The sequence below is a fragment of the Streptomyces sp. NPDC059785 genome (assembly GCF_042732375.1).
In the GTDB taxonomy this organism is placed as follows: domain Bacteria; phylum Actinomycetota; class Actinomycetes; order Streptomycetales; family Streptomycetaceae; genus Streptomyces.
Window position 1 is genome coordinate 148,057 of record NZ_JBHWHV010000009.1, and the last position, 23,312, is coordinate 171,368.

General features: G+C 70.5%; 23 protein-coding genes, 1 tRNA gene and 1 riboswitch. Of the genes, 14 read left to right on the plus strand and 10 right to left on the minus strand.

Features of this window, described 5'->3' with window-relative positions:
• Positions 1-107: 107 nt before the first annotated feature.
• On the minus strand, positions 108-560 hold the full coding sequence (locus ACFV6E_RS09650; protein WP_385163738.1) for a type II toxin-antitoxin system PemK/MazF family toxin: 453 nt from the start codon (positions 558-560) through the stop codon (positions 108-110).
• Positions 561-787: 227 nt separating this feature from the next.
• Between ACFV6E_RS09650 and ACFV6E_RS09655 the strand changes: the two genes are divergently transcribed.
• Positions 788-1,540 (plus strand): MBL fold metallo-hydrolase, encoded by a 753-nt coding sequence (locus ACFV6E_RS09655; RefSeq protein WP_385163735.1) that lies wholly within the window; start codon positions 788-790, stop codon positions 1,538-1,540.
• Positions 1,541-1,634: 94 nt separating this feature from the next.
• On the opposite strand, the gene ACFV6E_RS09660 is transcribed toward ACFV6E_RS09655, so the two are convergent.
• Both ACFV6E_RS09660 and ACFV6E_RS09665 read right to left on the minus strand, forming a co-directional pair.
• Positions 1,635-2,885 carry a PTS transporter subunit EIIC gene (locus tag ACFV6E_RS09660; RefSeq protein ID WP_385460265.1) on the minus strand — a complete coding sequence of 417 codons (1,251 nt, stop codon included), beginning with the start codon at positions 2,883-2,885 and terminating at the stop codon, positions 1,635-1,637.
• A gap of 151 nt (positions 2,886-3,036) precedes the next feature.
• Positions 3,037-4,335, minus strand: a complete 1,299-nt coding sequence (locus ACFV6E_RS09665; RefSeq protein ID WP_385460267.1) for a PTS transporter subunit EIIC — start codon at positions 4,333-4,335, stop codon at positions 3,037-3,039.
• Positions 4,336-4,506: 171 nt separating this feature from the next.
• Between ACFV6E_RS09665 and ACFV6E_RS09670 the strand changes: the two genes are divergently transcribed.
• The 4 genes from ACFV6E_RS09670 (at position 4,507) to rdgB (ending at position 6,802) form a co-directional block, all read left to right on the plus strand.
• Complete coding sequence (locus ACFV6E_RS09670) at positions 4,507-4,755, plus strand: glucose PTS transporter subunit EIIB (protein WP_385163792.1); 249 nt, start codon at positions 4,507-4,509, stop codon at positions 4,753-4,755.
• 99 nt (positions 4,756-4,854) lie between these two features.
• A complete protein-coding gene (gene rph / locus ACFV6E_RS09675) occupies positions 4,855-5,589 on the plus strand; it encodes a ribonuclease PH (protein WP_385460269.1) in 735 nt (244 codons plus the stop codon).
• Positions 5,590-5,672: 83 nt separating this feature from the next.
• Positions 5,673-6,065 (plus strand): hypothetical protein, encoded by a 393-nt coding sequence (locus tag ACFV6E_RS09680; protein ID WP_385163725.1) that lies wholly within the window; start codon positions 5,673-5,675, stop codon positions 6,063-6,065.
• Positions 6,066-6,199: 134 nt separating this feature from the next.
• Entirely contained in the window at positions 6,200-6,802 is a 603-nt protein-coding gene (rdgB, locus tag ACFV6E_RS09685; protein WP_385460271.1) for an RdgB/HAM1 family non-canonical purine NTP pyrophosphatase, read from the plus strand.
• Between the two features lie 49 nt (positions 6,803-6,851).
• On the opposite strand, the gene ACFV6E_RS09690 is transcribed toward rdgB, so the two are convergent.
• The 5 genes from ACFV6E_RS09690 to bcp all read right to left on the minus strand — a co-directional run bounded on the left by ACFV6E_RS09690 (position 6,852) and on the right by bcp (position 10,451).
• Positions 6,852-6,927, minus strand: a tRNA-Leu gene (locus tag ACFV6E_RS09690).
• Positions 6,928-6,979: 52 nt separating this feature from the next.
• On the minus strand, positions 6,980-7,492 hold the full coding sequence (locus ACFV6E_RS09695; RefSeq protein ID WP_385460273.1) for an HNH endonuclease signature motif containing protein: 513 nt from the start codon (positions 7,490-7,492) through the stop codon (positions 6,980-6,982).
• Complete coding sequence (locus ACFV6E_RS09700) at positions 7,489-8,151, minus strand: HNH endonuclease signature motif containing protein (protein ID WP_385460275.1); 663 nt, start codon at positions 8,149-8,151, stop codon at positions 7,489-7,491. The genes ACFV6E_RS09695 and ACFV6E_RS09700 overlap by 4 nt, the downstream gene beginning before the upstream one ends.
• A 139-nt stretch (positions 8,152-8,290) precedes the next feature.
• Entirely contained in the window at positions 8,291-9,799 is a 1,509-nt protein-coding gene (gene proP, locus ACFV6E_RS09705) for a glycine betaine/L-proline transporter ProP (protein WP_385460277.1), read from the minus strand.
• 184 nt (positions 9,800-9,983) lie between these two features.
• Positions 9,984-10,451 (minus strand): thioredoxin-dependent thiol peroxidase, encoded by a 468-nt coding sequence (bcp, locus tag ACFV6E_RS09710; protein WP_385163712.1) that lies wholly within the window; start codon positions 10,449-10,451, stop codon positions 9,984-9,986.
• A gap of 165 nt (positions 10,452-10,616) precedes the next feature.
• Between bcp and ACFV6E_RS09715 the strand changes: the two genes are divergently transcribed.
• The 3 genes from ACFV6E_RS09715 (at position 10,617) to ACFV6E_RS09725 (ending at position 11,849) form a co-directional block, all read left to right on the plus strand.
• Positions 10,617-10,955 carry a DUF3618 domain-containing protein gene (locus tag ACFV6E_RS09715; protein ID WP_385163710.1) on the plus strand — a complete coding sequence of 113 codons (339 nt, stop codon included), beginning with the start codon at positions 10,617-10,619 and terminating at the stop codon, positions 10,953-10,955.
• Positions 10,956-11,032: 77 nt separating this feature from the next.
• Positions 11,033-11,374 (plus strand): GroES family chaperonin, encoded by a 342-nt coding sequence (locus tag ACFV6E_RS09720; protein WP_385163707.1) that lies wholly within the window; start codon positions 11,033-11,035, stop codon positions 11,372-11,374.
• Between the two features lie 60 nt (positions 11,375-11,434).
• Positions 11,435-11,498: riboswitch (guanidine-III (ykkC-III) riboswitch) on the plus strand.
• 30 nt (positions 11,499-11,528) lie between these two features.
• Complete coding sequence (locus tag ACFV6E_RS09725; protein ID WP_385163705.1) at positions 11,529-11,849, plus strand: DMT family transporter; 321 nt, start codon at positions 11,529-11,531, stop codon at positions 11,847-11,849.
• A 12-nt stretch (positions 11,850-11,861) separates the two neighbouring features.
• Here ACFV6E_RS09725 and ACFV6E_RS09730 read toward each other — a convergent pair whose 3' ends face one another.
• The gene (locus tag ACFV6E_RS09730; protein WP_385460325.1) at positions 11,862-14,393 is read right to left on the minus strand and encodes a transglycosylase domain-containing protein; all 2,532 of its coding nucleotides are present in this window, start codon (positions 14,391-14,393) and stop codon (positions 11,862-11,864) included.
• 243 nt (positions 14,394-14,636) lie between these two features.
• On the opposite strand from ACFV6E_RS09730, the gene ACFV6E_RS09735 reads away from it, so the two are divergent.
• The 4 genes from ACFV6E_RS09735 to ACFV6E_RS09750 all read left to right on the plus strand — a co-directional run bounded on the left by ACFV6E_RS09735 (position 14,637) and on the right by ACFV6E_RS09750 (position 18,361).
• Positions 14,637-15,449 carry an ABC transporter permease gene (locus ACFV6E_RS09735; protein ID WP_385460279.1) on the plus strand — a complete coding sequence of 271 codons (813 nt, stop codon included), beginning with the start codon at positions 14,637-14,639 and terminating at the stop codon, positions 15,447-15,449.
• The gene (locus ACFV6E_RS09740; RefSeq protein WP_385163700.1) at positions 15,442-16,287 is read left to right on the plus strand and encodes an ABC transporter permease; all 846 of its coding nucleotides are present in this window, start codon (positions 15,442-15,444) and stop codon (positions 16,285-16,287) included. Before ACFV6E_RS09735 ends, ACFV6E_RS09740 begins: the two co-directional genes overlap by 8 nt.
• A gap of 61 nt (positions 16,288-16,348) precedes the next feature.
• On the plus strand, positions 16,349-17,329 hold the full coding sequence (locus ACFV6E_RS09745) for an ATP-binding cassette domain-containing protein (protein WP_385163698.1): 981 nt from the start codon (positions 16,349-16,351) through the stop codon (positions 17,327-17,329).
• A gap of 129 nt (positions 17,330-17,458) precedes the next feature.
• Positions 17,459-18,361: a DUF1707 domain-containing protein gene (locus ACFV6E_RS09750; RefSeq protein WP_385460281.1), complete on the plus strand. Its 903-nt coding sequence runs from the start codon at positions 17,459-17,461 to the stop codon at positions 18,359-18,361.
• 168 nt (positions 18,362-18,529) lie between these two features.
• Here ACFV6E_RS09750 and ACFV6E_RS09755 read toward each other — a convergent pair whose 3' ends face one another.
• The gene (locus tag ACFV6E_RS09755) at positions 18,530-19,861 is read right to left on the minus strand and encodes an SGNH/GDSL hydrolase family protein (protein WP_385163692.1); all 1,332 of its coding nucleotides are present in this window, start codon (positions 19,859-19,861) and stop codon (positions 18,530-18,532) included.
• Positions 19,862-20,075: 214 nt separating this feature from the next.
• Here ACFV6E_RS09755 and ACFV6E_RS09760 point away from each other — a divergent pair, with 214 nt between their 5' ends.
• Together ACFV6E_RS09760 and ACFV6E_RS09765 are read left to right on the plus strand one after the other, a co-directional pair.
• The gene (locus tag ACFV6E_RS09760) at positions 20,076-21,716 is read left to right on the plus strand and encodes a DUF445 domain-containing protein (protein WP_385163787.1); all 1,641 of its coding nucleotides are present in this window, start codon (positions 20,076-20,078) and stop codon (positions 21,714-21,716) included.
• A 73-nt stretch (positions 21,717-21,789) separates the two neighbouring features.
• Positions 21,790-23,304, plus strand: a complete 1,515-nt coding sequence (locus ACFV6E_RS09765; protein ID WP_385163689.1) for an MFS transporter — start codon at positions 21,790-21,792, stop codon at positions 23,302-23,304.
• Positions 23,305-23,312: the final 8 nt, after the last annotated feature.

The following is a 23,312-nucleotide window of genomic DNA, read 5'->3' on the forward strand; positions in this document are numbered from 1 at the left end:
GCGGGAGCCGGGGGTACGACGGTGGCGAGTGCCGCCGTCGTACCCGTCACGGCGGCGAGTGCGCCGTCGTACCCGTCACGGCGGCGAGTGCGCCGTCGTATCCGTCACTAGGCCAGGTAGCGCACCTGGTCCCAGAGGGCCGGGTCCACGACGCCCACCCGCCGCCGGAAGTCCCGTACGGGCACGACACGCAGCTCGTCCGTCTCCAGGAAGCTGGGCCGGCCCCGCGCGTCGCCCACCGCGCCCGGCGGCAGCGGGATCACGCCCGCCCGCTCCTCGTGGAACTTGCTGGTGATCTTCGCGACCGTGGCCCGGCCGCCCCGCACGGACAGCACCAGACAGGGCCGGTCCTTCGTCCCGGGACCGTCCTCGAAGGGGACGTCCGCCCACCAGATCTCGGCGGGCCGCGGCCGCGGCGTGCGCCGGCGCGGTCCCGGACGGCCCAGCGGCCGGGTGCGGCCCGGCGGTCTGTGCCCGCGGCGCCCCCAGCCGTCGACCACCGACGCGACCAGCGCGAGCAGCACGACGGCCGCGAGGGCGAGCCACCACGACGTGTCCATACCAAGACGGTACCGGCGGGTCGTGTGTGTCACCGCCCCGTGTCCGGGGCCCGCCCGCCCCACGTCCATCCGAACCGGTGACACCACAGGTGAGTTCGCCCACAACGGCCCCTGGCGGTGGAGCGACCGGACCTTTTGCGCCTTACGCTCGACGGACCGCACGACCCCCGTTCCCGTCCGTTTCTGCCTTGTGCAGCTTTCCTGCCAGCGCGGAGGTTCCAGCTCTTATGAAGCTCACCGTCGTCGGCTGCTCGGGGTCGTTCCCGTCCGCGGAATCGGCCTGTTCGAGCTACCTCGTAGAGGCCGACGGCTTCCGGCTGCTTCTCGACATGGGCAACGGTGCCCTCGGCGAGTTGCAGCGCCACTGCGGTCTCTACGACCTCGACGCGATCTTCCTCAGCCATCTGCACGCCGACCACTGCATCGACATGTGCGCGTACTTCGTCGCGCGCTTCTACCGCCACGACGGCGGCCGCTGCGATCCGATCCCCGTCTACGGACCCGAGGGCACGGAACAGCGCCTGACCACCGCGTACGCGGACACCCCCACCGCCTCCTCGATGAGCGAGGTGTTCGACTTCCACACGGTCAAGCCGGGCTCGTACCAGATCGGCCCGTTCACCGTGCACACCGAGAAGGTCCGCCACCCCGTCGAGGCGTACGGCATCCGCGTCGAGCACGGCGGCCGCACGCTGACGTACTCCGGTGACACCGGAGTGAGCGAGTCGCTGGACGAACTGGCCCGGGACAGCGACCTGTTCCTGTGCGAGGCCGCGTTCACCGACGGCAAGGAGAACATCCCCGACCTCCACCTCAACGGGCGCGAGGCGGGGGAGACGGCGGCCCGCGCGGGCGCCCGCCGGCTGATCCTCACCCACATCCCGCCCTGGACGGACCCGCAGGTCAACCTGGCGGACGCGCGGGCGGCGTACGCCGGTGCGGTGGAGCTGGCGATGCCCGGGGTGTCGTACCAGGTCTAGGTCCGCAGGCTCCGTACGCGGACAGGCCGAGGGCCCGGAACCGGGAGGGTTCCGGGCCCTCGGCCTCGGTGCTGGTGGTCCTGCGCCGTGGGACTCACGCCTTGGTGAGGTCCTCGACCTCCTCCTCGGGCTCGCGGCCCGGGGTCTTCAGGTCGAACTTGACGATCGCGAAGCGGAACGTCACGTAGTAGATCACCGCGAAGACCAGGCCGATCGGGATGATCAGCCAGGGCTTGGTCGCCAGGTGCCAGTTGAGCGCGTAGTCGATGGCACCGGCCGAGAAGTTGAAGCCGTCGTGCACACCCAGGCCCCAGGTCACCGCCATCGACGCGGCGGTCAGCACGGCGTGCAGCACGTACAGCAGCGGCGCGATGAACATGAACGAGAACTCGATGGGCTCGGTGACGCCGGTGACGAACGAGGTCAGGGCGAGGGACACCATCATGCCGAGGACGGCCTTGCGGCGCTCCGGACGGGCGGTGTGCGCCATGGCCAGGGCGGCGGCCGGCAGACCGAACATCATGATCGGGAAGAAGCCCGATTGGAACAGACCGGCGGACGGGTCACCGGCCAGGAAGCGAGTGATGTCACCGTGCACGACGTCACCGGCGGAGTTGGTGAAGTCACCGAGCTGGAACCAGGCCACCGTGTTGACGAACTGGTGCATGCCGACCGGGATCAGCGCGCGGTTCACGCCGCCGAACAGGGCCGCGCCGCCCGAGCCGAGGCCGGTCATCCACTCGCCGAAGTTCGAGATGCCGTCGCCGATGGGCTCCCAGACGAGGCCGAAGAAGACGCCCGCGACGATGCCGACGAACGCCATGATGATCGGCACGAGGCGGCGGCCGTTGAAGAAGCCGAGCCAGTCCACCAGCCTGGTGCGGTGGAAGCGCTGCCACAGTACGGCGGCCAGCAGGCCCATGATGATGCCGCCGAGCACGCCGGGGTCATTGTAGGTGGCAGCTATGTCCTCGCCGGCCTTGACCTGGGCCTCGGTGACGGGGAAGGCCTGGAGTACCTTGCTGTAGACGAGGAAGCCGACCACGGCGGCCAGCGCGGTGGAGCCGTCCGCCTTCTTGGCGAAGCCGATGGCCACGCCGATGCAGAACAGGATCGGCAGGGATCCGGTCAGGGCGCTGCCCGCGTTGTTGAACACGGCGGCGACCTTGTCCCAGCCCAGGCCGTCCTTGCCGAAGATGTCGTCCTGACCGAGGCGGACCATGATGCCCGCCGCCGGCAGCACGGCGATCGGCAGCTGAAGGCTGCGGCCGACCTTCTGCAAGCCCTGGAACAGGCCCGATCCCCGCTTCTTCGCGGGGGCCGCCGAGGCGGTGGCGGTGCTCATTACTCGTCCTCCATCACGGGGGTGGTCTACACCACGCAGTGGTGTAGACCTGTTGTAGCACGATGAAGGTGAGATAAGGAATCGCCGATTCCGATTCGTTAGAGCCCCGCCGGTGGGGCTCGTCGGAGCCCCGCCGGGGGACGCTCGCGCGTCACGCCTTGGTGATGTCCTCGACCTCGTCCTCCGGCTCCCGTCCGGGCGTCCTGAGGTCGAATCTCGTGATCGCGAACCGGAACACCGCGTAGTAGACGACGGCGAAACACAGGCCGATCGGGATGATCGCCCACGGCCTGGTCGCCAGGTTCCAGTTGATGACGTAGTCGATCAGGCCCGCCGAGAAGCTGAAGCCGTCGTGCACGCCCAGCGCCCAGGTCACCGCCATCGAGACACCGGTGAGCAGGGCATGCACGGCGTACAGGACGGGCGCGATGAAGACGAAGGAGTACTCGATCGGCTCGGTGATGCCGGTGACGAACGACGTCAGCGCCACCGACAGCATCAGACCGCCGATCTCCTTGCGCCGGTGCGGCTTCGCGCAGTGCGTCATCGCCAGGCACGCGGCCGGCAGCGCGAACATCATGATCGGGAAGAAGCCCGAGGTGAACAGGCCCGCGTCCGGATCCCCGGCCAGGAACATATTGATGTCGCCGTGCACCACCGTGCCGTCCGGCCTGGTGTAGCTGCCGAACTGGAACCACAGCGGCACGTTCAGGAACTGGTGCAGCCCGATCACCAGCAGCGCCCGGTTGGCCAGGCCGAACACGCCCGCACCCCACGCGCCCAGGCTCACCAGCCAGTCGCTGAAGCTCTCCAGGGCGTTCCCGATCGGCGGCCACACCCACAGGCACAGCGCGGCGAACACGATCGCCACGAACGCCATGAGGATCGGCACGAGCCGCCGCCCGTTGAAGAACCCCAGCCAGTCGACCAGCCGCGTCCGGTGGAACCGCTGCCAGAGCCAGGCGGCCGTCAGCCCCATCACGATGCCGCCGAAGACACCCGGATTCTGGTACGTGTACGCCGCGACGGTGTGGTCCGCCGCCTGGCAGCCGATGTTCGGCAGGGCCGTGGCCCCTGCCCCGCAGTCCTCCGGGAACTGGTGCAGCACCGTGTAGTAGACGAGGAAGCCCACGACCGCCGCGAGCGCCGTCGACCCGTCCGCCTTCTTCGCCATCCCGATGGCGACACCCACGCAGAACAGCAGCGGCAGCCCGAGCGACCCGTCGAGCAGCGCACCGCCCGCCCCCATCAGCACCTTGGACACCTTCGTCCAGCCGAGCCCCTCGTCCCCGAACACGTCCGGCTGCCCGAGCCGGTTGAGGATGCCCGCGGCCGGCAGTACGGCGATGGGAAGCTGGAGGCTGCGGCCCATCTTCTGCAACCCCTGGAACAGGTTGTTCCAACGGGCGCGGACGGAACCGGCCGTGCTGGCCGCGCTGTCGGCACTCATGGGCGTCCTCCGGGCGACCTGTGCGAGCGGAACCGGGTTTGGCGGCCGTCCAAAACTGGTGTAGACCAGTCGACGAGCAGTGGGGCCGCGTGATCGTCATCATTCGGCACACACGGTCCGGCCGCTCGCGAAGATGGGCCAACTGTGGGTTACTGCGACAAAGCGGTTCGGATCAGGGAGAACGACATGGCCAGCAAGGCAGAGAAGATCGTCGCCGGGCTCGGCGGCATCGACAACATCGAAGAGGTCGAGGGCTGCATCACCCGCCTCCGCACCGAGGTCAAGGACCCCGCGCTGGTCGACGAGGCCGCCCTCAAGGCCGCCGGCGCCCACGGCGTCGTCAAGATGGGCACGGCCATCCAGGTCGTCATCGGCACCGACGCCGACCCGATCGCCGCCGACATCGAAGACATGATGTGAGCTGATCCTTGGCGCGCTCACGCGCCGCCGCTCACCCGTGAGGGGCCGCTTCCGTCACCCGGAGCGGCCCCTCACGCATGGGGGGCTAGGCTCGTCCGCATGGATCGAATCGACGGCCGCACGCCCGACCAGCTCCGCCCCGTCACCATCGAACGCGGCTGGAGCAAGCACGCCGAGGGCTCCGTCCTCGTCTCCTTCGGTGACACCAAGGTGTTCTGCACCGCCTCCGTCACCGAGGGCGTCCCGCGCTGGCGCAAGGGCAGCGGAGAGGGCTGGGTCACCGCCGAGTACTCCATGCTGCCCCGCTCCACCAACACCCGCGGCGACCGCGAGTCCGTCCGCGGCCGGATCGGCGGCCGCACCCACGAGATCAGCCGCCTCATCGGCCGCTCGCTGCGCGCCGTCATCGACTACAAGGCGCTCGGCGAGAACACCATCGTGCTGGACTGCGACGTCCTCCAGGCCGACGGGGGCACCCGCACCGCCGCCATCACCGGCGCGTACGTCGCCCTCGCCGACGCCGTCGCCTGGGCCCAGGGCAAGAAGCTGGTCAAGGCCGGCCGGCGGCCCCTCACCGGTACGGTCTCCGCGGTCTCCGTCGGTATCGTCGACGGCGTACCCCTCCTCGACCTCTGCTACGAGGAAGACGTCAGGGCCGAGACCGACATGAACGTCGTCTGCACCGGCGACGGCCGCTTCGTCGAGGTCCAGGGCACCGCCGAGGCCGAGCCCTTCGACCGCAAGGAACTGAACGCCCTGCTCGACCTCGCCGTCGCCGGCTGCGACGAACTCGCCGCGATCCAGCGCACCGCCCTCGAGGCAACCACGCGGTAGCCGCGAGCGTTCTAGAAGGTACGGGCGTACGGTCCAGCCGTACGCCCGCAGACCGCTGTTCGCCCACGGGGAGGGACCGTTCCATGGCCGCGCGTCATCGCCGCCGCACCGCCGCATTCGCCGCCGTCGCCGCACTCGTCGCCGTACCGGCGGCCGTCGGCTGCGACGCCGTCGGCAAGGCCCTGGACTGCGTCCAGACCGCCGACGCCATAGCCGACAGCGTCACCGACCTCCAGCAGGCCGTGGAGAACGCGGCGGACGACCCGACGCAGACGGACGAAAGCCTGAGCTCCATAGAGAAGAACCTCGACAAGATCGGCGACAAGACCGACAACGCCGACGTCAACAAGGCCGTGGACGACCTCGGCAAGGCCGTGGACAACGTCCGCACCGCCATCCAGAACGGCGACGAGACCCCGGACATCAGCCCCGTCACCGACGCGGCGGGCGAACTGACGAAGGTCTGCACGCCGTAACCGGAGGCACACGGTGACCGGGCGGTGCGCGGTGACCGGCGGCCCGGCGGCCTGGCGGTGCGCGGTAACGGGCGGCCCGGCGCGAGCGGACGTCATGCGCACCCCTGGACAACCGTCCCTGGATACTGGTGCGCATGACCCGCCTGATCCTCGCCACCCGCAACGCCGGAAAGATCACCGAGCTGAAGGCGATCCTCGCCGACGCCGGACTCACCCACGACCTCGTAGGCGCGGACGCCTACCCCGACATCCCCGACGTCAAGGAAACCGGCGTCACCTTCGCCGAGAACGCCCTGCTCAAGGCGCACGCCCTGGCCAAGGCCACCGGACTGCCCGCCGTCGCCGACGACTCGGGGCTCTGCGTCGACGTCCTCGGCGGCGCCCCCGGCATCTTCTCCGCCCGCTGGGCCGGCCGGCACGGCGACGACCAGGGCAACCTCAACCTGCTCCTCGCCCAGCTCGGCGACATCGCCGACGAACACCGCGCCGCCCACTTCGCCTGCGCCGCCGCGCTCGCCCTCCCGGACGGCCGGGAGCGTGTTGTGGAGGGCCGCCTCGACGGCACCCTCCGCCACGCCCCCGCGGGCACGGGCGGCTTCGGCTACGACCCGATCCTTCAGCCCGATGGCGAGGCACGCACCTGCGCGGAGCTGTCCCCGGAGGAGAAGAACGCGATCAGCCACCGCGGCAAGGCGTTCAGAGCGCTGGCACCGGTGGTACGGGAGTTGCTGGGCTGAGGAAGCAGCAAGAAGGGCGCCATCTTCACGGATGGCGCCCTTCGAAGCGTGGGCCCGGTGGGACTCGAACCCACGACATACCGGATCTAAACCGGCATCCTCTTGGCCAGCTGGGATACGGGCCCGTGGCGCTGCGCCTACTCTACTGGGCGTCGCGGATCGCCTGGGCCGGAACCCTCACGTGCGTCGTCGCCGACCGCCACGACACCAGGTCCTGGTGATGGCATGGCAATTGGGGCAGAGAAAGCGCAGATTCTCGCGCCGGTTGTCGCTCCAGTCCCCGTTGATGTGATCGATCTCCAACGTCATCGGCTTGCCCCGCCACACCGCACTGGTCCCGCACCGGGCGCACTGCTCGGGTGTGCCGATCTCGCGCAGGGCGCGGCGAAGTTGTCTGGTCGGAGTCCGGCTTTTTCTGTCGCGCTCGACCAGGACGGCTTCCGGCGGTTGCGAGGGGTTCGTGCCGGGCTTTCCGCGGCCGTGCCGCTGGCCCAGGAGATGCGCGGTGGTGATGCCCTCCTCGGTGATCCATCGGCGTACGGTTCGGCGCTGGTAGTCGTTGTTGGGTCGATCGAGACGGCGGAGCACTTCGGCGAGCGAGACCGAATCCGCGACGGCCGCCCGAAGCGCGACGCCGGAGGGACGCGGCCGCAGTCCGGAGCGGCGGCGGGTGTACCGGGTGTCGCTCACGGCGCCGCGCTCCGCTTGTGCTGCTTGGCCCGGCCCCGATAGGTGTCCGTGGTCGAGTGACAGTTGGGGCAGAGCAGGCGCAGATTCTCGATGCGGTTGTTCCGCCAGTTGCCGTCGATGTGATCCACCTCCAGCGGCAGCGGTTCGCCGAGCCATACCGGGTCGATCCCGCACAGGGCGCACCGCGACGCGACGCCGAGCTCGTTCATCGCTTTCTTGAGCCGGCTGCCGGGGGTCCGTACGGCCTGCGCCGAGAGATCCTCAACGAGGATTTCCCCGGCTGTCCTGCGGCGTCGGCCGTATCGCTGGTTCCCCGCACGGTCCACCGGGGTGAAGTGCGAGGTGCTGAGGCCGTACGCCCTGATGCGCCGGGTGATGTTGGTGTGGTGACCGCCCACGGGATCGAGCCCGAGCCGCCGCAGAACCTCATAGACGCTCGTCGCCTCGGCGACTACCGGCTCAAGAATCTCGATCGTCCATCGTGAGCCCTCGCGTACGAAATGGGACGTGTCCACTCCGAGTCTCTTCATGCGCACCCGGACGTATTCCCGCGTCGAGCTCCTCGGATCCACCCCCAGCCTCTCCAGCGCCTCCGTCAGCGTTCGTGACGCAGCGGCCGCTTCTCGCAGTCGCTCTGCGGTGTACGGACTGGCCCCCACGGTTCCCCCTTTTCCGGTCGCGTGTTCGCGGCCTCGTACGGAGTAACGAACCGATCTTCGGACAGTCACGCCCGGTATGCGGAAGGCCCGCGCCGGAGGGTGTCCGGGCGGGCCTTCGTGGGGCGGGTGAGGGCGGGAGTCAGAAGCGCGGGCTCGGGGCCTGGCTCTCCACCAGCTCCGCCGCCTCCTCCCGGCTGGCGACCGACGGTGGGGAGCCGGCCAGCGGCTGCTGGGCCGTCTCCTTCATGCAGGCGACCGCGATGACGCCGACGAGGGCCGCGGCCATCGAGTAGTACGCGGGCATCATGTCGCTGCCGGTGGCGCTGATCAGGGCGGTTATCACCAGGGGCGTGGTGCCGCCGAAGATCGAGGTCGAGAGGTTGTAGCCGACCGACAAGGAGCCGTAGCGGACCTGGGTCGGGAAGAGCGCGGGCAGCGCCGCGGACATGGTGCCGAGCAGGCAGACCAGGGACAGGCCGAGCAGCAGCATGCCGGCCGAGACCGCGAGCAGGCTGCCCTGCTGGACCAGCAGGAAGGCCGGGGCGGTGAGGACGAAGAAGCCGAGCATGCCGGCCATCAGCAGCGGCTTGCGGCCGTAGCGGTCGGAGAGCCGGCCGACCTGGTTGATGATCAGCATGAGGACGACCATGGTGGCGATCAGGATCAGCAGGCCGTGCGTCTCGCTGTAGTCCATCTCGTCGGACAGGTACGTCGGCATGTACGACAGCAGCATGTAGTCGGTGATGTTGTACGCGCCGACCAGGCAGACGCAGAGGATGAGCGTCGGCCAGTGGTCCCGGAAGATCTTGGCGAGGTCGCCCTTGGCGGTCGTCTCGACGGCGGTGGCGGCGTCGGACGCCCGATGCTGCGAGTCGTCGTCCAGCTTCTGGAACGCGGGCGTCTCGTCGAGCTTCAGCCGCAGGTAGAGGCCGACGAAGCCGATGGGCCCGGCGACCAGGAACGGGATCCGCCAGCCCCAGGACTCCATGCCGTCGCTGCCGAGGACGGCGGTCAGGATCGTGACGAGCCCCGCCGCGCCGACGTACCCGGCGAGCGTGCCCATCTCCAGGAAGCTGCCGAAGAAGCCGCGCTTCTTGTCGGGCGCGTACTCGGCGATGAAGGTGGACGCGCCGCCGTACTCGCCGCCGGTGGAGAAGCCCTGGACCAGCCGGAAGAGGATCAGCAGGACCGGCGCCCAGAAGCCGATCGTGGCGTAGGACGGGATGAGGCCGATGGCGAAGGTGCCGATCGCCATCATGATCATGGTGACGGCCAGCACCTTCTTGCGGCCGATCTTGTCGCCCATCGGCCCGAACACCATGCCGCCGATGGGCCGCACCAGGAAGGAGACCGCGAAGGTCGCGAACGAGGAGATGAGCTGGACGGTGTCGTTCCCGGACGGGAAGAAGACATGTCCGATCGTGACAGCGAGATAGCTGTAGATGCCGAAGTCGAACCACTCCATGGCATTGCCGAGAGAGGCCGCCTTCACCGCCCGCTTGACCGCCGCCTCGTCGGTGACGGTGATGTCGGTGCGTCTCAGGGGCGGGTTCTGGCGTCGCCTGACCGCCCGGAAGAGCGCGCGGTGACGTTTCACTGCCTCGGGGTCGGCAGCGACCCCGACGGGTTCAGGCCCGGTGGCCGCCATGGAGGGTTCCTTTCGCCTCGCAAAGAACAGAGTCCCAGAGGATCACTTGCTCCGCGATGGCGACTGCAAACGAAAGTCTTCGCCGGAAGATACTTTCGTCACAGCTTCCGGCGGGTTCCGGTCGCCCGCCGGCTCCCCGGCTCCCCGGCTCCCCGGCTCCCCGGCTCCCCGGCTCCCCGGCTATTCAGATGCCCAGATCCTTGATGATCTTGGCTACGTGGCCGGTGGCCTTGACGTTGTACAGCGCGCGCTCGACCTTGCCCTCCTCGTCCACGACGACCGTGGAGCGGATGACACCGGTGACGGTCTTGCCGTACAGCTTCTTCTCGCCGAAGGCGCCGTACGCCTCCAGGACCTTCTTCTCCGGGTCGCCGACCAGCGTGACCTTCAGGCTCTCCTGCTCGCGGAACCTGGCGAGCTTCTCCGGCTTGTCGGGGGAGACGCCGATGACGTCGTACCCGGCCTGGGCCAGCACGTCGAGGTTGTCCGTGAAGTCGCACGCCTGCTTGGTGCAGCCCGGGGTAAGAGCTGCCGGGTAGAAGTAGACGATGACCTTGCGGCCCTTGTGGTCGGCCAGGGACACCTCGTTGCCGTCGGCGTCCGGCAGGGTGAAGGCGGGGGCGGTGTCGCCGGTCTGGAGTCGCTCGCTCATCGGTACCTCACGTGGCAGGGGGTCGGACACAGGTCTCGAGCCTAACGGGGCCCCACACGCCCGAGTGGGGTGCCGTGGGGTGCGCTCGGCCCGGAGCTGACAGACTGTCGGTCACACAAGAACCGGAGATTTCGGTTACGTCGCAACGACCACGGAGGCAGCGCGGTGTCGGATACGTCGAGTACGCCGGATACCAGGACTCCGGCGCAGATCGAGGCGGACATCAAGCGCCGCCGTGAGGTCCTCGCCGACACGCTCGACGAGATCGGCGTGCGGGTCCATCCGAAGACGATCGTCGGGGACGCGAAGGCGAAGGTCGTCTCCAACATCGACCACACGCTCGGCCGCGCCTACGTCGGCGTGAACCGGGCCGTCGGCGAGGTGAAGGGCCAGTTCGTCACGGAGGACGGCGCGCCCCGCCTGGAGCGCATCGTGCCGGTCGCGCTGGTCGTCGTCGGGGTCGTGGGCCTGCTCACCCTGGCCCCGCGCCGCCGCCGGCGCTGACTCGAACCTCTGACCGACTCGGTGCTGTGGCCGCCCCGATGGATTGCGGGGCGGGCGGAGCCAGGTAGGTTCTGGGTGTGAGCGAGAAGACCCACCACGACAAGCTGCCCATCCGGATGCTGCACGACCGCGTCCTGGTGCGGCAGGACACGACCGAGGGCGAGCGCCGCTCGGGCGGAGGCATCCTGATCCCCGCGACCGCGGCCGTGGGCCGGCGTCTCGCCTGGGCCGAGGTCGTGGCGGTCGGGCAGAACGTACGGACCGTGGAGCCCGGCGACCGGGTGCTGTACGACCCGGAGGACCGCGCCGAGGTGGAGGTGCGCGGCACCGCGTACGTGCTGATGCGCGAGCGCGACCTGCACGCGGTGGCCGCGGACCGCTTCGAGGGCTCCGAGGACACCACCGGCCTGTATCTGTAGACCGGCCGGGACGTACGGCGAAGGGGCTGGTGACCATGGTCACCAGCCCCTTCACCGTGCCCGGTGTTACGTTGGAGACACCCGACGAGACGCGCCGTACCGGGATCCGCAAAGACGACGCACCCCTGTTGTTCCGTACACGGAGGTGCCTGTCATGGCCTGGGTTCTGCTGGTCGTCGCCGGACTGCTCGAGGTGGGCTGGTCGATCGGGATGAAGTACACGGACGGCTTCACGCGTCCGCTGCCGAGCGTGCTGACCGCCGCCGGAATCGTGGCGAGCATGGCGCTGCTGTCGTACGCCGCCAGGACCCTGCCGATCGGGACCGCCTACGGCGTCTGGGTCGGGATCGGGGCCGCCGGGGCGGCGGTGCTCGGCATCGTGGTGCTCGGCGAGCCGGTGACCGCCGCCCGGATCTTCTTCATCTGTCTGCTGCTGGTGGCCGTGGTGGGGCTGAAGGCGACCTCCGGTCACTGAGCCCCGAAGCCTCTAGGGCACCCAGTAGCTGTAGCTGCGGCGGTTCAGCGCACCCGCCGCCGTGCCCTCGGTGACGCCGCCGTCCGCCGCGCCGCCGTCGGTCATGCCGCCCGTGGTCGGGGTGGTGCCGCCCCCGCCGATCCCGCCGCCGCTGCCGTTGTCGCCCGTACCGCCGTTCGTGGTGCCGCCGCCGTCGGTCGTGCCGCCGTCCGTCGCGGTGCCGCCCGTCGTGGGCGTGCCGCCGGAGTCGTCGCCCGTCGGGGGAGCGCTGTCGGAGGGGGTGTCGCCGGTGGAGGGGGTGTCGCCCGGGGTCTCGGTGCCGCCGTCGTCCTCGCCGGTGCCGGTGCTTTCGTCGCTCGGCCCGGTCGACGGCTCCTCGGTCTCGGACGCGCCCGACTGGAGGTCCAGGTCGAAGTCCTTCACCGGGGAGCCCGCCAGCGCGGTCTTGGTGTACTGGGCCCAGATCTCCGCCGGGGCGCCGCCGCCGTTGATGCGCGCAAGGCCCATCGCGCCGTACAGCGACTCGTGGGTGCCGGACTCCGGGTCCTGGCCCATCACGGCGACCACGGTGGCGAGGTCGGGCGTGTAGCCGGCGAACCAGGCCGCCTGGTCCTCCTCCGCGGTGCCGGTCTTGCCCGCGGCGGGGCGCCCGGCGGCCTGTGCCGCGGTGGCGGTGCCGCCTTCGACGACGCTCTGGAGGACGGCCGTGGTGGTGTCGGCGGCCTGCCGGCTGACGGCCCGCTGCACGTGGCGATCCGGCAGCTCGACGTCGTCGGCGCCGTCCTTGGTGATCTTCGTGACCAGGGTGTACGTGCCGTGGCTGCCGTGGTTGGCGAGCGTCGCGTACGCCTGCGCCATGTCCAGGACGCTGGCGGTGGCCGGGCCGAGCGCGATCGAGGGACTGGCGGTCAGGTCGGGGGTGCTCTTGGGGATGCCGAGGTCGACGGCGGTCTCCTTGACCTTGTCGGAGCCGACGTCCACCGCCATCTGCGCGTACACCGCGTTCACCGACTTGTCGGTGGCGGTGCGCACGGTGATCGGGCCGTAGGAGACGTTGTCCTCGTTCTCGGGGGCGTAGTAGTCGCCGCTCCAGCCCTGCACCGGGCGCTTGTCGGTGCCGTCGTACACCGTGTTCGGGGTGATCCGGCGGCCGTCCTGGGTCTCGGAGGCGTTCTGCACGGCCGAGGTGAACACGAACGGCTTGAAGGTGGAGCCGACCTGGTAGTCGCGGCGGGTGGCGTTGTTGACGTACTGCTTGGTGTAGTCGATGCCGCCGTACATGGCGACGACCTTGCCGGTGTCCGGGTCGATGGAGACGCCGCCCGCGCGGACGTACTTGTCGACCTTGCGGTTCTTCTTGTCGAGGTTGTCCATCACCTGGTCGTCCACGGCCTCGACGAAGGCGTCCTGCTTCTTCTTCTGGAGCGTCGTGGTGATGCGGTAGCCGCCGGTGGCGAGGGTGTCCTCGTCGATGATCTCGTTGGCGGTCAGGTAGTCGCGGACGGCCTGCACGAGGTAGCCGCGCTGACCGGACATGCCGGCCGCGCCCTTGGCCTGCTTCGGCGTCGGGAACTTCGCCTCCGCGCGGTCCGCGGCGGTCATCCACTTCTTGTCGACCATGCCGTCCAGGACGTAGTTCCAGCGGGCCTTGGCGGCGGACTTGTTCTCGGGGTGCGCGACGACGTCGTACTCGCTGGGCGCGTTCAGCAGGGCCGCCAGGTAGGCGCCCTGCTCGGCCGTCAGGTCCGTCGCGTCCACTCCGTAGTACGCCTGGGAGGCGGCCTGGATACCGTAGGCGTTGCGGCCGAAGTAGCTGGTGTTGAGGTAGCCCTCGAGGATGTCGTCCTTGCTCTTCTCGCGGTCCAGCTTGATGGAGATGAAGAACTCCTTCACCTTCCGGGTGACCGTCTGCTCCTGCGCCAGGTAGTAGTTCTTCACGTACTGCTGGGTGATGGTCGAACCGGACTGCTTGCCTTTGCCCGTGACGGTGTTCCAGGCCGCGCGGAGCATGGCCTGCGGGTCGACGGCCGACTCGGTGTAGAAGTCGCGGTCCTCGGCGGCGAGCACCGCGTGCTGGGCGTCCTTGGAGATCTCCGTGAGGGAGACGTTCTCCCGGTTGACCTCGCCGTCGCGGGCGAGCTGGCTGCCGTCCGCGTACAGGTAGACGTTGCTCTGTTTCGTCGCCGCGGCGTTCGCGGGCGGGATCTGGACCAGGTAGTAGCCGAGCACGAAGAGGCCGACCACCAGCAGGATGCCGATGACGAACGTGCCGAGCACCGTCCGCCAGGTCGGGATCAGCCGGCGCCAGCCGGTGCGCCGGGGCCGCCCGGCCTTCTTGCCGGGCGCCGCGGCGGCAGCCGTACCCGGCTCGCCGGACGCCGTCGCGGCCGTACCCGGCTCGCCGGACGCCGTCGCGGCCGTACCCGGCTCCCCGGACGCCGTCGCGGGAGCCGCGCCCGGGTCCGGTGTCGCCGCGGAGGCCGGGCCCGGCTCTCCGGGCGGCTCGCCCTGGCTGCTGTCGTGCCGCTTCGGCTCGTCGCTCATGTTGGTGCCGGACTCCTGTTTCGCGTCGTACATCCCGGTACGACCTGTATGACCTCGTACGCCTGTGGCGCCCCTCAATTGAAGACTCTCGCACCATGCGATCCGTTCCCGGTCCCGGCACGCTTCCGAGGGGAAAAATGCGTGGCAGACCACCCCGCGCCGGTACTAGGCTCCTGCGCTTCCGCCCGGAAAGGCTTCGGCGGCGTGTCCGGACGGACACGGTCACGGTGAGAGGGCCGGCGAATGGGGACTGGACGGTTGTACATGGCCGTCGCGGTGAGCGGGTTCCGGAGGTTCGCCACGTACCGGACGGCCACGGCGGCCGGGGTGTTCACGAACACCGTCTTCGGACTGATCCTGGCGTACACGTATCTGGCGCTGTGGCAGGAACGGCCGCACCTCGGCGGGTACGACCAGGCCGAGGCGCTGACCTACGTGTGGCTGAGCCAGTCGCTGCACATGACGGTCGCGGCGATGGGCGGCGGCGGCTTCGAGGACGAACTGATCGAGCGGATCCGCAACGGGGACATCGCGATCGACCTGTACCGGCCCGCGGACCTTCAGACGTGGTGGCTGGCCGTCGACCTGGGCCGGGCCGCCTTCCATTTCGTGGGGCGGGGAGTGGTGCCGCTGGTCTTCGGGATGCTGGTCTTCGACCTCGCGGTGCCGACCCGCCCGGCGACCTGGCTGGCCTTCTTCGTCGCGGTCGTGCTCGGGGTCGTGGTCAGCTACGGGATCCGCTACCTGGTCGTGCTGTCGGCGTTCTGGCTGCTGGACGGCGCGGGCGTGGCCCAGCTGGCGTGGCTGTCGGGCATCTTCTTCTCCGGCATGCTGCTGCCGCTGAACGTCTTTCCCGGCACGCTCGGCGAGATCGCCCGCGCCCTGCCCTGGTCGGCGCTCCTCCAGCTCCCGGCGGACGTCTTCCTCGGCAAGCGCACCGGCGTGGACCTGCTGACGACGTACGCCTTCCAGGCCGCGTGGGCGACAGCCCTGCTGGCGACGGGCCGCCTCCTCCAGACGGTGGCGACGCGCAGGGTGGTGGTGCAGGGTGGCTGACCTGACCGAGTCCGCGACCGCGGGCCACGGCCGGTTGCGGGACGCCCTGCGGGCCTACCGGCTGATCTCCACCATGTGGATCCGCTCCACGATGGCCTACCGGGCCTCCTTCGTGATGACCGCGCTCGGCAACTTCGCCGCGACCGCGCTCGACTTCGTCGCGATCCTGCTGATGTTCTCGCAGGTCGACAGCCTCGGCGGCTACTCGCTCGGCGAGGTCGCCTTCCTCTACGGCGTCTCCGGGACCGCCTTCGGCCTCACCGACCTGATGCTCGGCTCGATGGACCGGCTGGGCCGCCGGGTGCGCGACGGCACGCTCGACACCCTGCTGGTGCGCCCGGTCCCGGTGCTCGCGCAGGTCGCCGCGGACCGCTTCGCGCTGCGCCGCCTCGGCCGGGTCACCCAGGGCCTGCTGGTCCTCGGGTACGCGATCGCCGTGCTGGACATCGCCTGGACCCCGGTGAAGGTGCTGATGGTGCCGCTGATGGTGGTCAGCGGGGCCGGGATCTTCGCGGCGGTGTTCGTGGCGGGCGCGGCCTTCCAGTTCGTCGCGCAGGACGCCTCCGAGGTGCAGAACTCCTTCACCTACGGCGGCAACACGCTGCTCCAGTACCCGCCGACCGTCTTCGCCAAGGACCTGGTGCGCGGCGCGACCTTCGTCCTCCCGCTCGCCTTCGTCAACTGGCTGCCCGCGCTGTACGTGCTGGGCCGGCCCTACCCGCTCGACCTGCCCGACTGGACGGCGTTCGCGCCGCCCCTGGTCGCGGCGGGCTGCTGCGCGCTCGCGGGCCTGGCCTGGCGCGCGGGCCTCCGTTCGTACCGCAGTACCGGCAGCTAGCAAAGCACCGGCAGTCGGTCGCCGGATGAGCGCCGGCGGCCAGGAAGGACCGCAGTACCTCATGACCGGCGACAGTGACTTCATCCTTCTCGACGGCGTCGAGAAGGTCTTCGACGTGCGCAAGCGGACCGGCTTCCTGCGCAGCGAGCGGCGGCAGGTACGGGCGGTCGACTCGCTCTCCTTCACCGTGCGGCGCGGCGAGATGGTCGGCTACATCGGTCCGAACGGCGCGGGCAAGTCGACCACCATCAAGATGCTCACCGGCATCCTCACCCCCAGCGGCGGCCGGCTGCGGGTGGCCGGCATCGACCCCTCCCGCGAGCGGACCCGGCTCGCCCGGCGCATCGGCGTCGTCTTCGGGCAGCGTACGACGCTGTGGTGGGACCTGCCGCTGATCGACTCCTACCGGCTGATGCACCGCATGTACCGGATCCCGGACGCCCGTTACCGGGACAACCTCGACCGCTGCGTCGAACTCCTCCAGCTCGGCGAGCTGCTCGACGTACCGGTGCGCCAGCTCTCGCTGGGCCAGCGGATGCGCGGCGACATCGCGGCGGCGCTGCTGCACGACCCGGAGGTGCTCTACCTCGACGAGCCGACGATCGGGCTCGACGTGGTCTCCAAGGCCCGGGTCCGCGACTTCCTCGCGGACCTCAACGCCGAGCGCGGCACCACCGTCCTGCTCACCACGCACGACCTCACCGACATCGAGCGGCTGTGCAGCCGGGTGATGGTCATCGACCACGGGCGGCTGATGTACGACGGCCCGCTCGCCGGGCTGCACGAGGCGGGGGAGAGTGAACGGACCCTGGTGGTGGACCTGGAGCGGGAGCTGCCGCCGATCGAGGCCGCGCCCGCCCGGGTGGTGCGGGTGGAGGGCCCCCGGCAGTGGCTGGCCTTCCCGGCCGCGGAATCGGCGGCTGTGCTGGTCGCCAGGATTGCCGCCGACTACCCCCTGGTGGACCTGTCGGTGCGGGAGCCGGACATCGAGGCGGTCATCGCGAAGATGTACGGGGAACGGACGGGGGAGACGGTCGCGTAGCCCGCCGGGGCAACGGGGGAGGCGGTCGTGTAGCCCGCGGGGCAACTGGTGAGGCGGTCGCGTAGCCCGCGGGGCAACTGGTGAGGCGGTCGCGTAGCCCGCCGGGCGCCCATTTCGTAGGCTGCTCGTATGACCGACGAACTCCCGGAGCTGCGCGCCTCCGACGCCGACCGTGAACGAGTCGCCGAGCACCTCCGGGACGCCCTCGCGGAGGGCCGCCTCGACATGGAGGAGTTCGAGGAACGGCTCGAGGCCACCTACAAGGCGCGTACCTACGGGGAGTTGGCGCCGATCACCCGTGACCTGCCGGTCGGCGCCCCGCCCGCGCCGCCGATATCCATGGTCAAGGAGCCCGCCGAGCCGGGCAGTTGGGGCGCGCGGATCGTCGGCGGGGAGGGCTCGTCCACGTGGGGCGTCGCCGTTCTGTCGGGCTTCCAGCGCAAGGGCCGCTGGACGGCGCCCAGACGCTTCAACTGCTTCGCGTTCTGGGGCGGCGGCGAAGTCGACCTGCGCGAGGCGGACTTCGCGGACCGCGAGATCGTGGTCAACTGCGTCGCGGTCATGGGCGGGATGAATGTGATCGTGCCGCCCGGCGTCGAGGTCGTCGTCCGCGGTATCGGCGTCATGGGCGGCTTCGACCACAGCGAGGAGGGCGTTCCGGGCGACCCCGGCGCGCCGCGCGTGGTCGTCACCGGCTTCGCCTTCTGGGGCGGGGTCGGCGTCGAGCGGAAGCTGACCCGGGCGGAGCGGCTGCGGCTGAAGGAGGAGCGCCGCCGCGAGAAGCTGGAGCGCAAGCAGGCCCGCAGGGAGCTGCGGGGCGACGACCGCGACGACCGCGCACTGCTCGGCGGTCGCGGCGGTCTCGGCGAGCTGATGGACGCCCACCGCGAGGCGATGGAGGAGCACCGGGACCGCATGGAGGAGCACCGGGAGCTGCGGCGCGAGCGGCTGGAGGAGCGCCGGGAACGGATGGAGGAGCGCCGCGAGCGCCAGCGCGAACGCCGCGACCGGCGCCGCCACTGGGACCACTGAGGCCTCCGCGCGCCGGAAGCACTGAGGCCCCGCGTGCCGGGACCACTGAGGCCCCGCGCGCCGGGACCACTGAGGCCTCCGCGCGCCGGGACCACTGAGGCCCCGCGCGCCGGAAGCACTGAGGCCCCGCGTGCCAGGATCACTGAGGCCCCGCGCGCCGGACGCGCCTCAGAGTTCGGCCGGTACCGCGCCCTTCAGTGAGGTGAGGTCGAAGACCTCGGCCATCTGCCGGTAGCCCTTGTCGCTGGGGTGCAGGTGGTCGCCGGAGTCGTAGTCGGAGCGCAGCCGCCGCGGGTTGTACGGGTCGCGCAGCGCCCGGTCGAAGTCGACGACCTCGTCGTACACCTTGCCCGCGCGTATCTCCGCGTTGATGGTCTGGCGCACGCCCTCGCGGTCGTCGCGGTAGCCGCGGTGCCCCTGGAACGGCATCAGGGTGGCGCCGACGACCCGGATCCCGCGCGCGTGTGCCTGGCGGACCAGCTTGCGCAGCCCGGCGACTATCTTGTCCGGGTCCGCCTGGCCGGGGTTGCGCAGGATGTCGTTGACGCCGAGGTCGACGACGACGGCGCGGACGTTCGTACGGCCGAGGACGTCGCGCTGGAAGCGGGACAGGCCGCTGGGGTTCTCGGCGGGGCGGCCGAGCCCGGAGGCCAGCACCTGGTTACCGCTTATGCCCTGGTTGACGACGCTGTAGCGGGGCGCGTCGGCGCCGGAACCGGCCGCGGCGCGCAGCCGGTCCGAAAGGACGTCCGTCCAGCGCTTGTTGGCGCCGATCGTGGAGGTGACGCCGTCGGTCAGCGAGTCGCCGATCACGACGACCGTGCCGTCCGACTCGTTGCTGAGCACGTCGAGGGCGGTGAGGTAGCGCCAGTACGGGGTCTGCGCGGTGTACGCGGTCCCGGTGACCTCCTCGGTCTGGTCGCCCTCGGCGGTGTACGAGGTCTGCCGGGCCTGCGGGTGGTAGGTGACCGGGCCCGACGGGGTGGGCGAGTAGGTCGTCACCAGGATGTCGCCGCCGCGCGGGACGGTGACCCGTACGACGTCGCTGACCACCTGCTGGCCGGCCGGGACGACCACGGTGGTGCTGCCGTTGAAGGTGAGCCTGCGCATGGTGTCGGCGGCGGCGGTGGCGGTGTTCGCGGCCGCCGCGACGGCGATCGAGGCGTGCGTGATGCTGAGCGGCTGCTGCCCGTAGAGATTGGACAGCGTGACGCGGGCACTCGTACCACCGACACTCGCGTGCACGACGTTGCGCACGGAGCGGCCCGCCATGCCGTTCGTCTCGGTGCCCGGCTCGGCGCCGACCGGGGAGGCCGACCAGGAGCCGACCCAGGTGCCGGTGGAGGCGGGGGCGGCTGAGTTGCGCGGATGGCGGCCGCTCGCCAGGTGGTTGTCGTCGCGGCTCGTGTCGGTCGAGACGCCGACGTATATGGCGGCCGAAATGACCACGATCACTGCGACGATCGCGGCCAGCAAGGCATAACCGTGACGCTTGGTCATGCGGTGCGTGTCTCCTCGGACGATGGGAGCCCGAGGCTCCGATGTGATGAACCCATGATGCGTCATGGGTCGGAAGAACAACGAAAGCCCCCCTGAACCCTAAGGGTCCCCCCGGTTGCGCTTCCGTCCGAACAGACGCCGGGAACTCCTGTTCCGTTCCATGAGTCGGTCAGGAAGGGACAATGTGTACGAGGTCACCGAGCGGGTGGAGCGGATGGAACGTACAAAAACGGAAGAAATCGGCCCCGAGGACTCGAACAGCCGGCCGGACGCGGACGCCGGGGGCGCATCGGCCGGCGATGGAGGCGGCGGCGCGTCGGGCGGCGGCGCCCCGGCTGAAAAGGGCGGCGCGTCGGATGGCGGCGGCGCCTCGGCGGGGGAGGGCGGCACGTCGAGTGGCGGCGCCTCGGCCAGGAAGGGCGGTGCGTCGAGCGGCGGTGCGTCGGCCGGGAAGGGCGGTGCGTCGAGCGGTGGCGCCCAGGCCGGGAAGGGCGGCGCGTCGGCCGGTCAGGGCGGCGCGTCGGCCGGTCAGGGCGGTGCGTTCGCGGCGCGCGGCCGCGGGCCAGGCGTGCCCGAGCGGGCCCACCGGACCATGACCTCCTTCAGCCCCGCCGACGAGGAGAAGCGGCGGGGCGTACGGCGGATGAAGGCGACGGCCGCCGGGCTGCTGCTCTTCGTCGCCGTCGTGTACGTGCTCGCCACCTGGGCCTCCCACCACGGCGCGGGCGCCTGGGCCGGTTACGTCGGGGCCGCCGCCGAGGCCGGCATGGTCGGCGCGCTCGCCGACTGGTTCGCGGTCACCGCCCTGTTCCGCCATCCGCTCGGCCTGCCCATCCCGCACACCGCGATCATCCCGACGAAGAAGGACCAGCTAGGCGTCTCCCTGGGCGAGTTCGTCGGCGAGAACTTCCTCTCCGACGAGGTGGTGCGCCAGCGGCTGCGCGCCGTCGGCATCGGCAGCCGGCTCGGTGCCTGGCTCGCCCAGCCCGAGCACGCCGACCGCGTCACCGCCGAGCTGGCCACCGCCCTGCGCGGCGCCCTCACGGTGCTGCGCGACTCCGACGTCCAGGCGGTCGTCGGCGAGGCCATCACCCGGCGCGCCGACGCGAAAGAGATCGGCCCCGCCCTCGGCAAGATGCTGGAGAAGGTCGTCGCCGACGGTGGCCACCGCCGCGTGGTCGACCTGATCTGCGTACGCGCCCACGACTGGCTGGTCCTCCACGACGAGCAAGTGATGGGCGCCGTACAGGGCGGCGCCCCCGGCTGGACCCCGCGCTTCGTGGACAAGAAGGTGGGCGAGCGCGTCTACAAGGAACTGCTCCGCTTCGTCACCGAGATGCGCGACGCCCCCACCCACCCGGCGCGCGGCGCCCTCGACCGCTTCCTCATCGACTTCGCCTCCGACCTCCAGTCCGACACCGACACCCGCGCCCGCGTCGAACGCCTCAAGAGCGAGGTGCTCGGCCGCGGCGAGGTGCAGGACCTGATCGCCTCCGCCTGGACGGCCGTCCGCTCCATGATCGTCTCCGCCGCCGAGGACGAGCGCAGCGAGCTGCGCCTGCGGGTTAGGGCCTCGCTGCTCTCGCTCGGCGCCCGCATGGCCACCGAGCCGAAGCTCCAGGGCAAGGTCGACGGCTGGGTGGAGGGCGCGGCGGTGTACGTCGTGACCACGTACCGCAAGGAGATCACCTCCCTGATCACCGACACGGTCGCGAGCTGGGACGCCGAGCACACCACCAAGAAGATCGAGGCGAACATCGGCCGCGACCTCCAGTTCATCCGCATCAACGGCACGGTCGTCGGCTCCCTGGCCGGACTGCTGATCTACGTGGTGTCGCGGGCGCTGGGCGCCTGACCGGCGAGGCCACGGCTTGACCGGAGGAGATCAGGGCACCCGGGAAGGGGTCACTCACCGGAGAGGGAGCCCCATGACAACAGGATCAGCGACGCCGGCCCCGGGACCGGCCTCCGTGCCCGCCACCACGGGAACCGTCACCACGTCCGTACCGGCGCGCCTGGACCGGCTGCCCTGGTCCCGCTGGCACTGGATGATCGTGATCGGCCTCGGCACCGTCTGGATCCTGGACGGCCTCGAGGTCACCACGGTCGGCAACATCGCGAGCCGCCTCTCCGAGGACGGCAGCGGTCTCGCCATCTCCTCCGCCCAGGTCACCGGCCTCGCCGCGGCCCTGTACGTGGCGGGCGCCTGCGCGGGCGCGCTGTTCTTCGGCTGGCTGACCGACCGCTACGGCCGCAAGAAGCTCTTCATGGTCACCCTGGTCGTCTATCTCGCGGCGACCGCGCTGACCGCGATCTCCTTCGCGCCCTGGTGGTTCTTCCTCTTCCGCTTCCTCACCGGTTTCGGCATCGGCGGTGAGTACGCGGCCATCAACTCGGCGATCGACGAGCTGATCCCGTCCAAGTACCGCGGCCGGGTCGACCTGATCATCAACGGCAGCTACTGGCTCGGCGCGGTCGGCGGCGCCCTGCTCTCCATCGTCATGCTGGACACCGGCATCTTCCCCAAGGACCTCGGCTGGCGGCTCACCTTCGCCCTCGGCGTCGTACTCGGCCTGGTGATCCTGCTGGTCAGGCGGCACGTCCCGGAGAGCCCGCGGTGGCAGTTCATCCACGGCCGGGGCGAGGAGGCCGACGCCCTGGTGGACGAGGTGGAGAAGGAGGTCGAGCGGGAGAAGGGCGAGCCGCTGCCCGCCCCCGACGGCGAGATCACCATCCACCAGCGCAAGAGCATCGGCTTCGGCACCATCGCGAAGACCGTCTTCCGCCGCTACCCCAAGCGCGCCGTCCTCGGCCTCGCCCTCTTCATCGGCCAGGCGTTCCTCTACAACGCCATCACCTTCGGCTTCGGCGCCATCCTGACCAAGTTCTTCGACGTGCCGTCCGGTAAGACCGGGTACTACTTCGCCGTCATCGCGGCAGGCAACTTCTTCGGCCCGCTGCTGCTCGGCAAGCTCTTCGACACGGTCGGCCGCCGCATCATGATCTCCTCGACGTACCTGGTCTCGGGTGTCCTGCTGTTCGGCACGGCCTGGCTCTTCGACCGCGGTTCACTGACCGCGACGACGCTGACCGCCTGCTGGTGCGTCGTGCTGTTCTTCGCCTCCGCGGGCGCCTCCAGCGCGTACCTCACGGTCTCCGAGATCTTCCCGATGGAGACCCGCGCCCTGGCGATCGCCTTCTTCTACGCGATCGGCACCGCGGCCGGCGGTATCAGCGGCCCGCTGGTCTTCGCCGACCTCACCGAGTCCGGCGTCGTCGGCGACACCGTGCTCGCCTTCCAGATCGGCGCGGGCCTGATGTGCGCGGCGGGCCTGGTCGCCGCGTTCCTCGCGGTGAACGCGGAGCGCCGCTCCCTGGAGGACATCGCCACTCCTCTGTCGGCGGCGGAGAAGGCGGAGGAGACGTCCTCGGCGCGGGCGTAGCGCGCGGG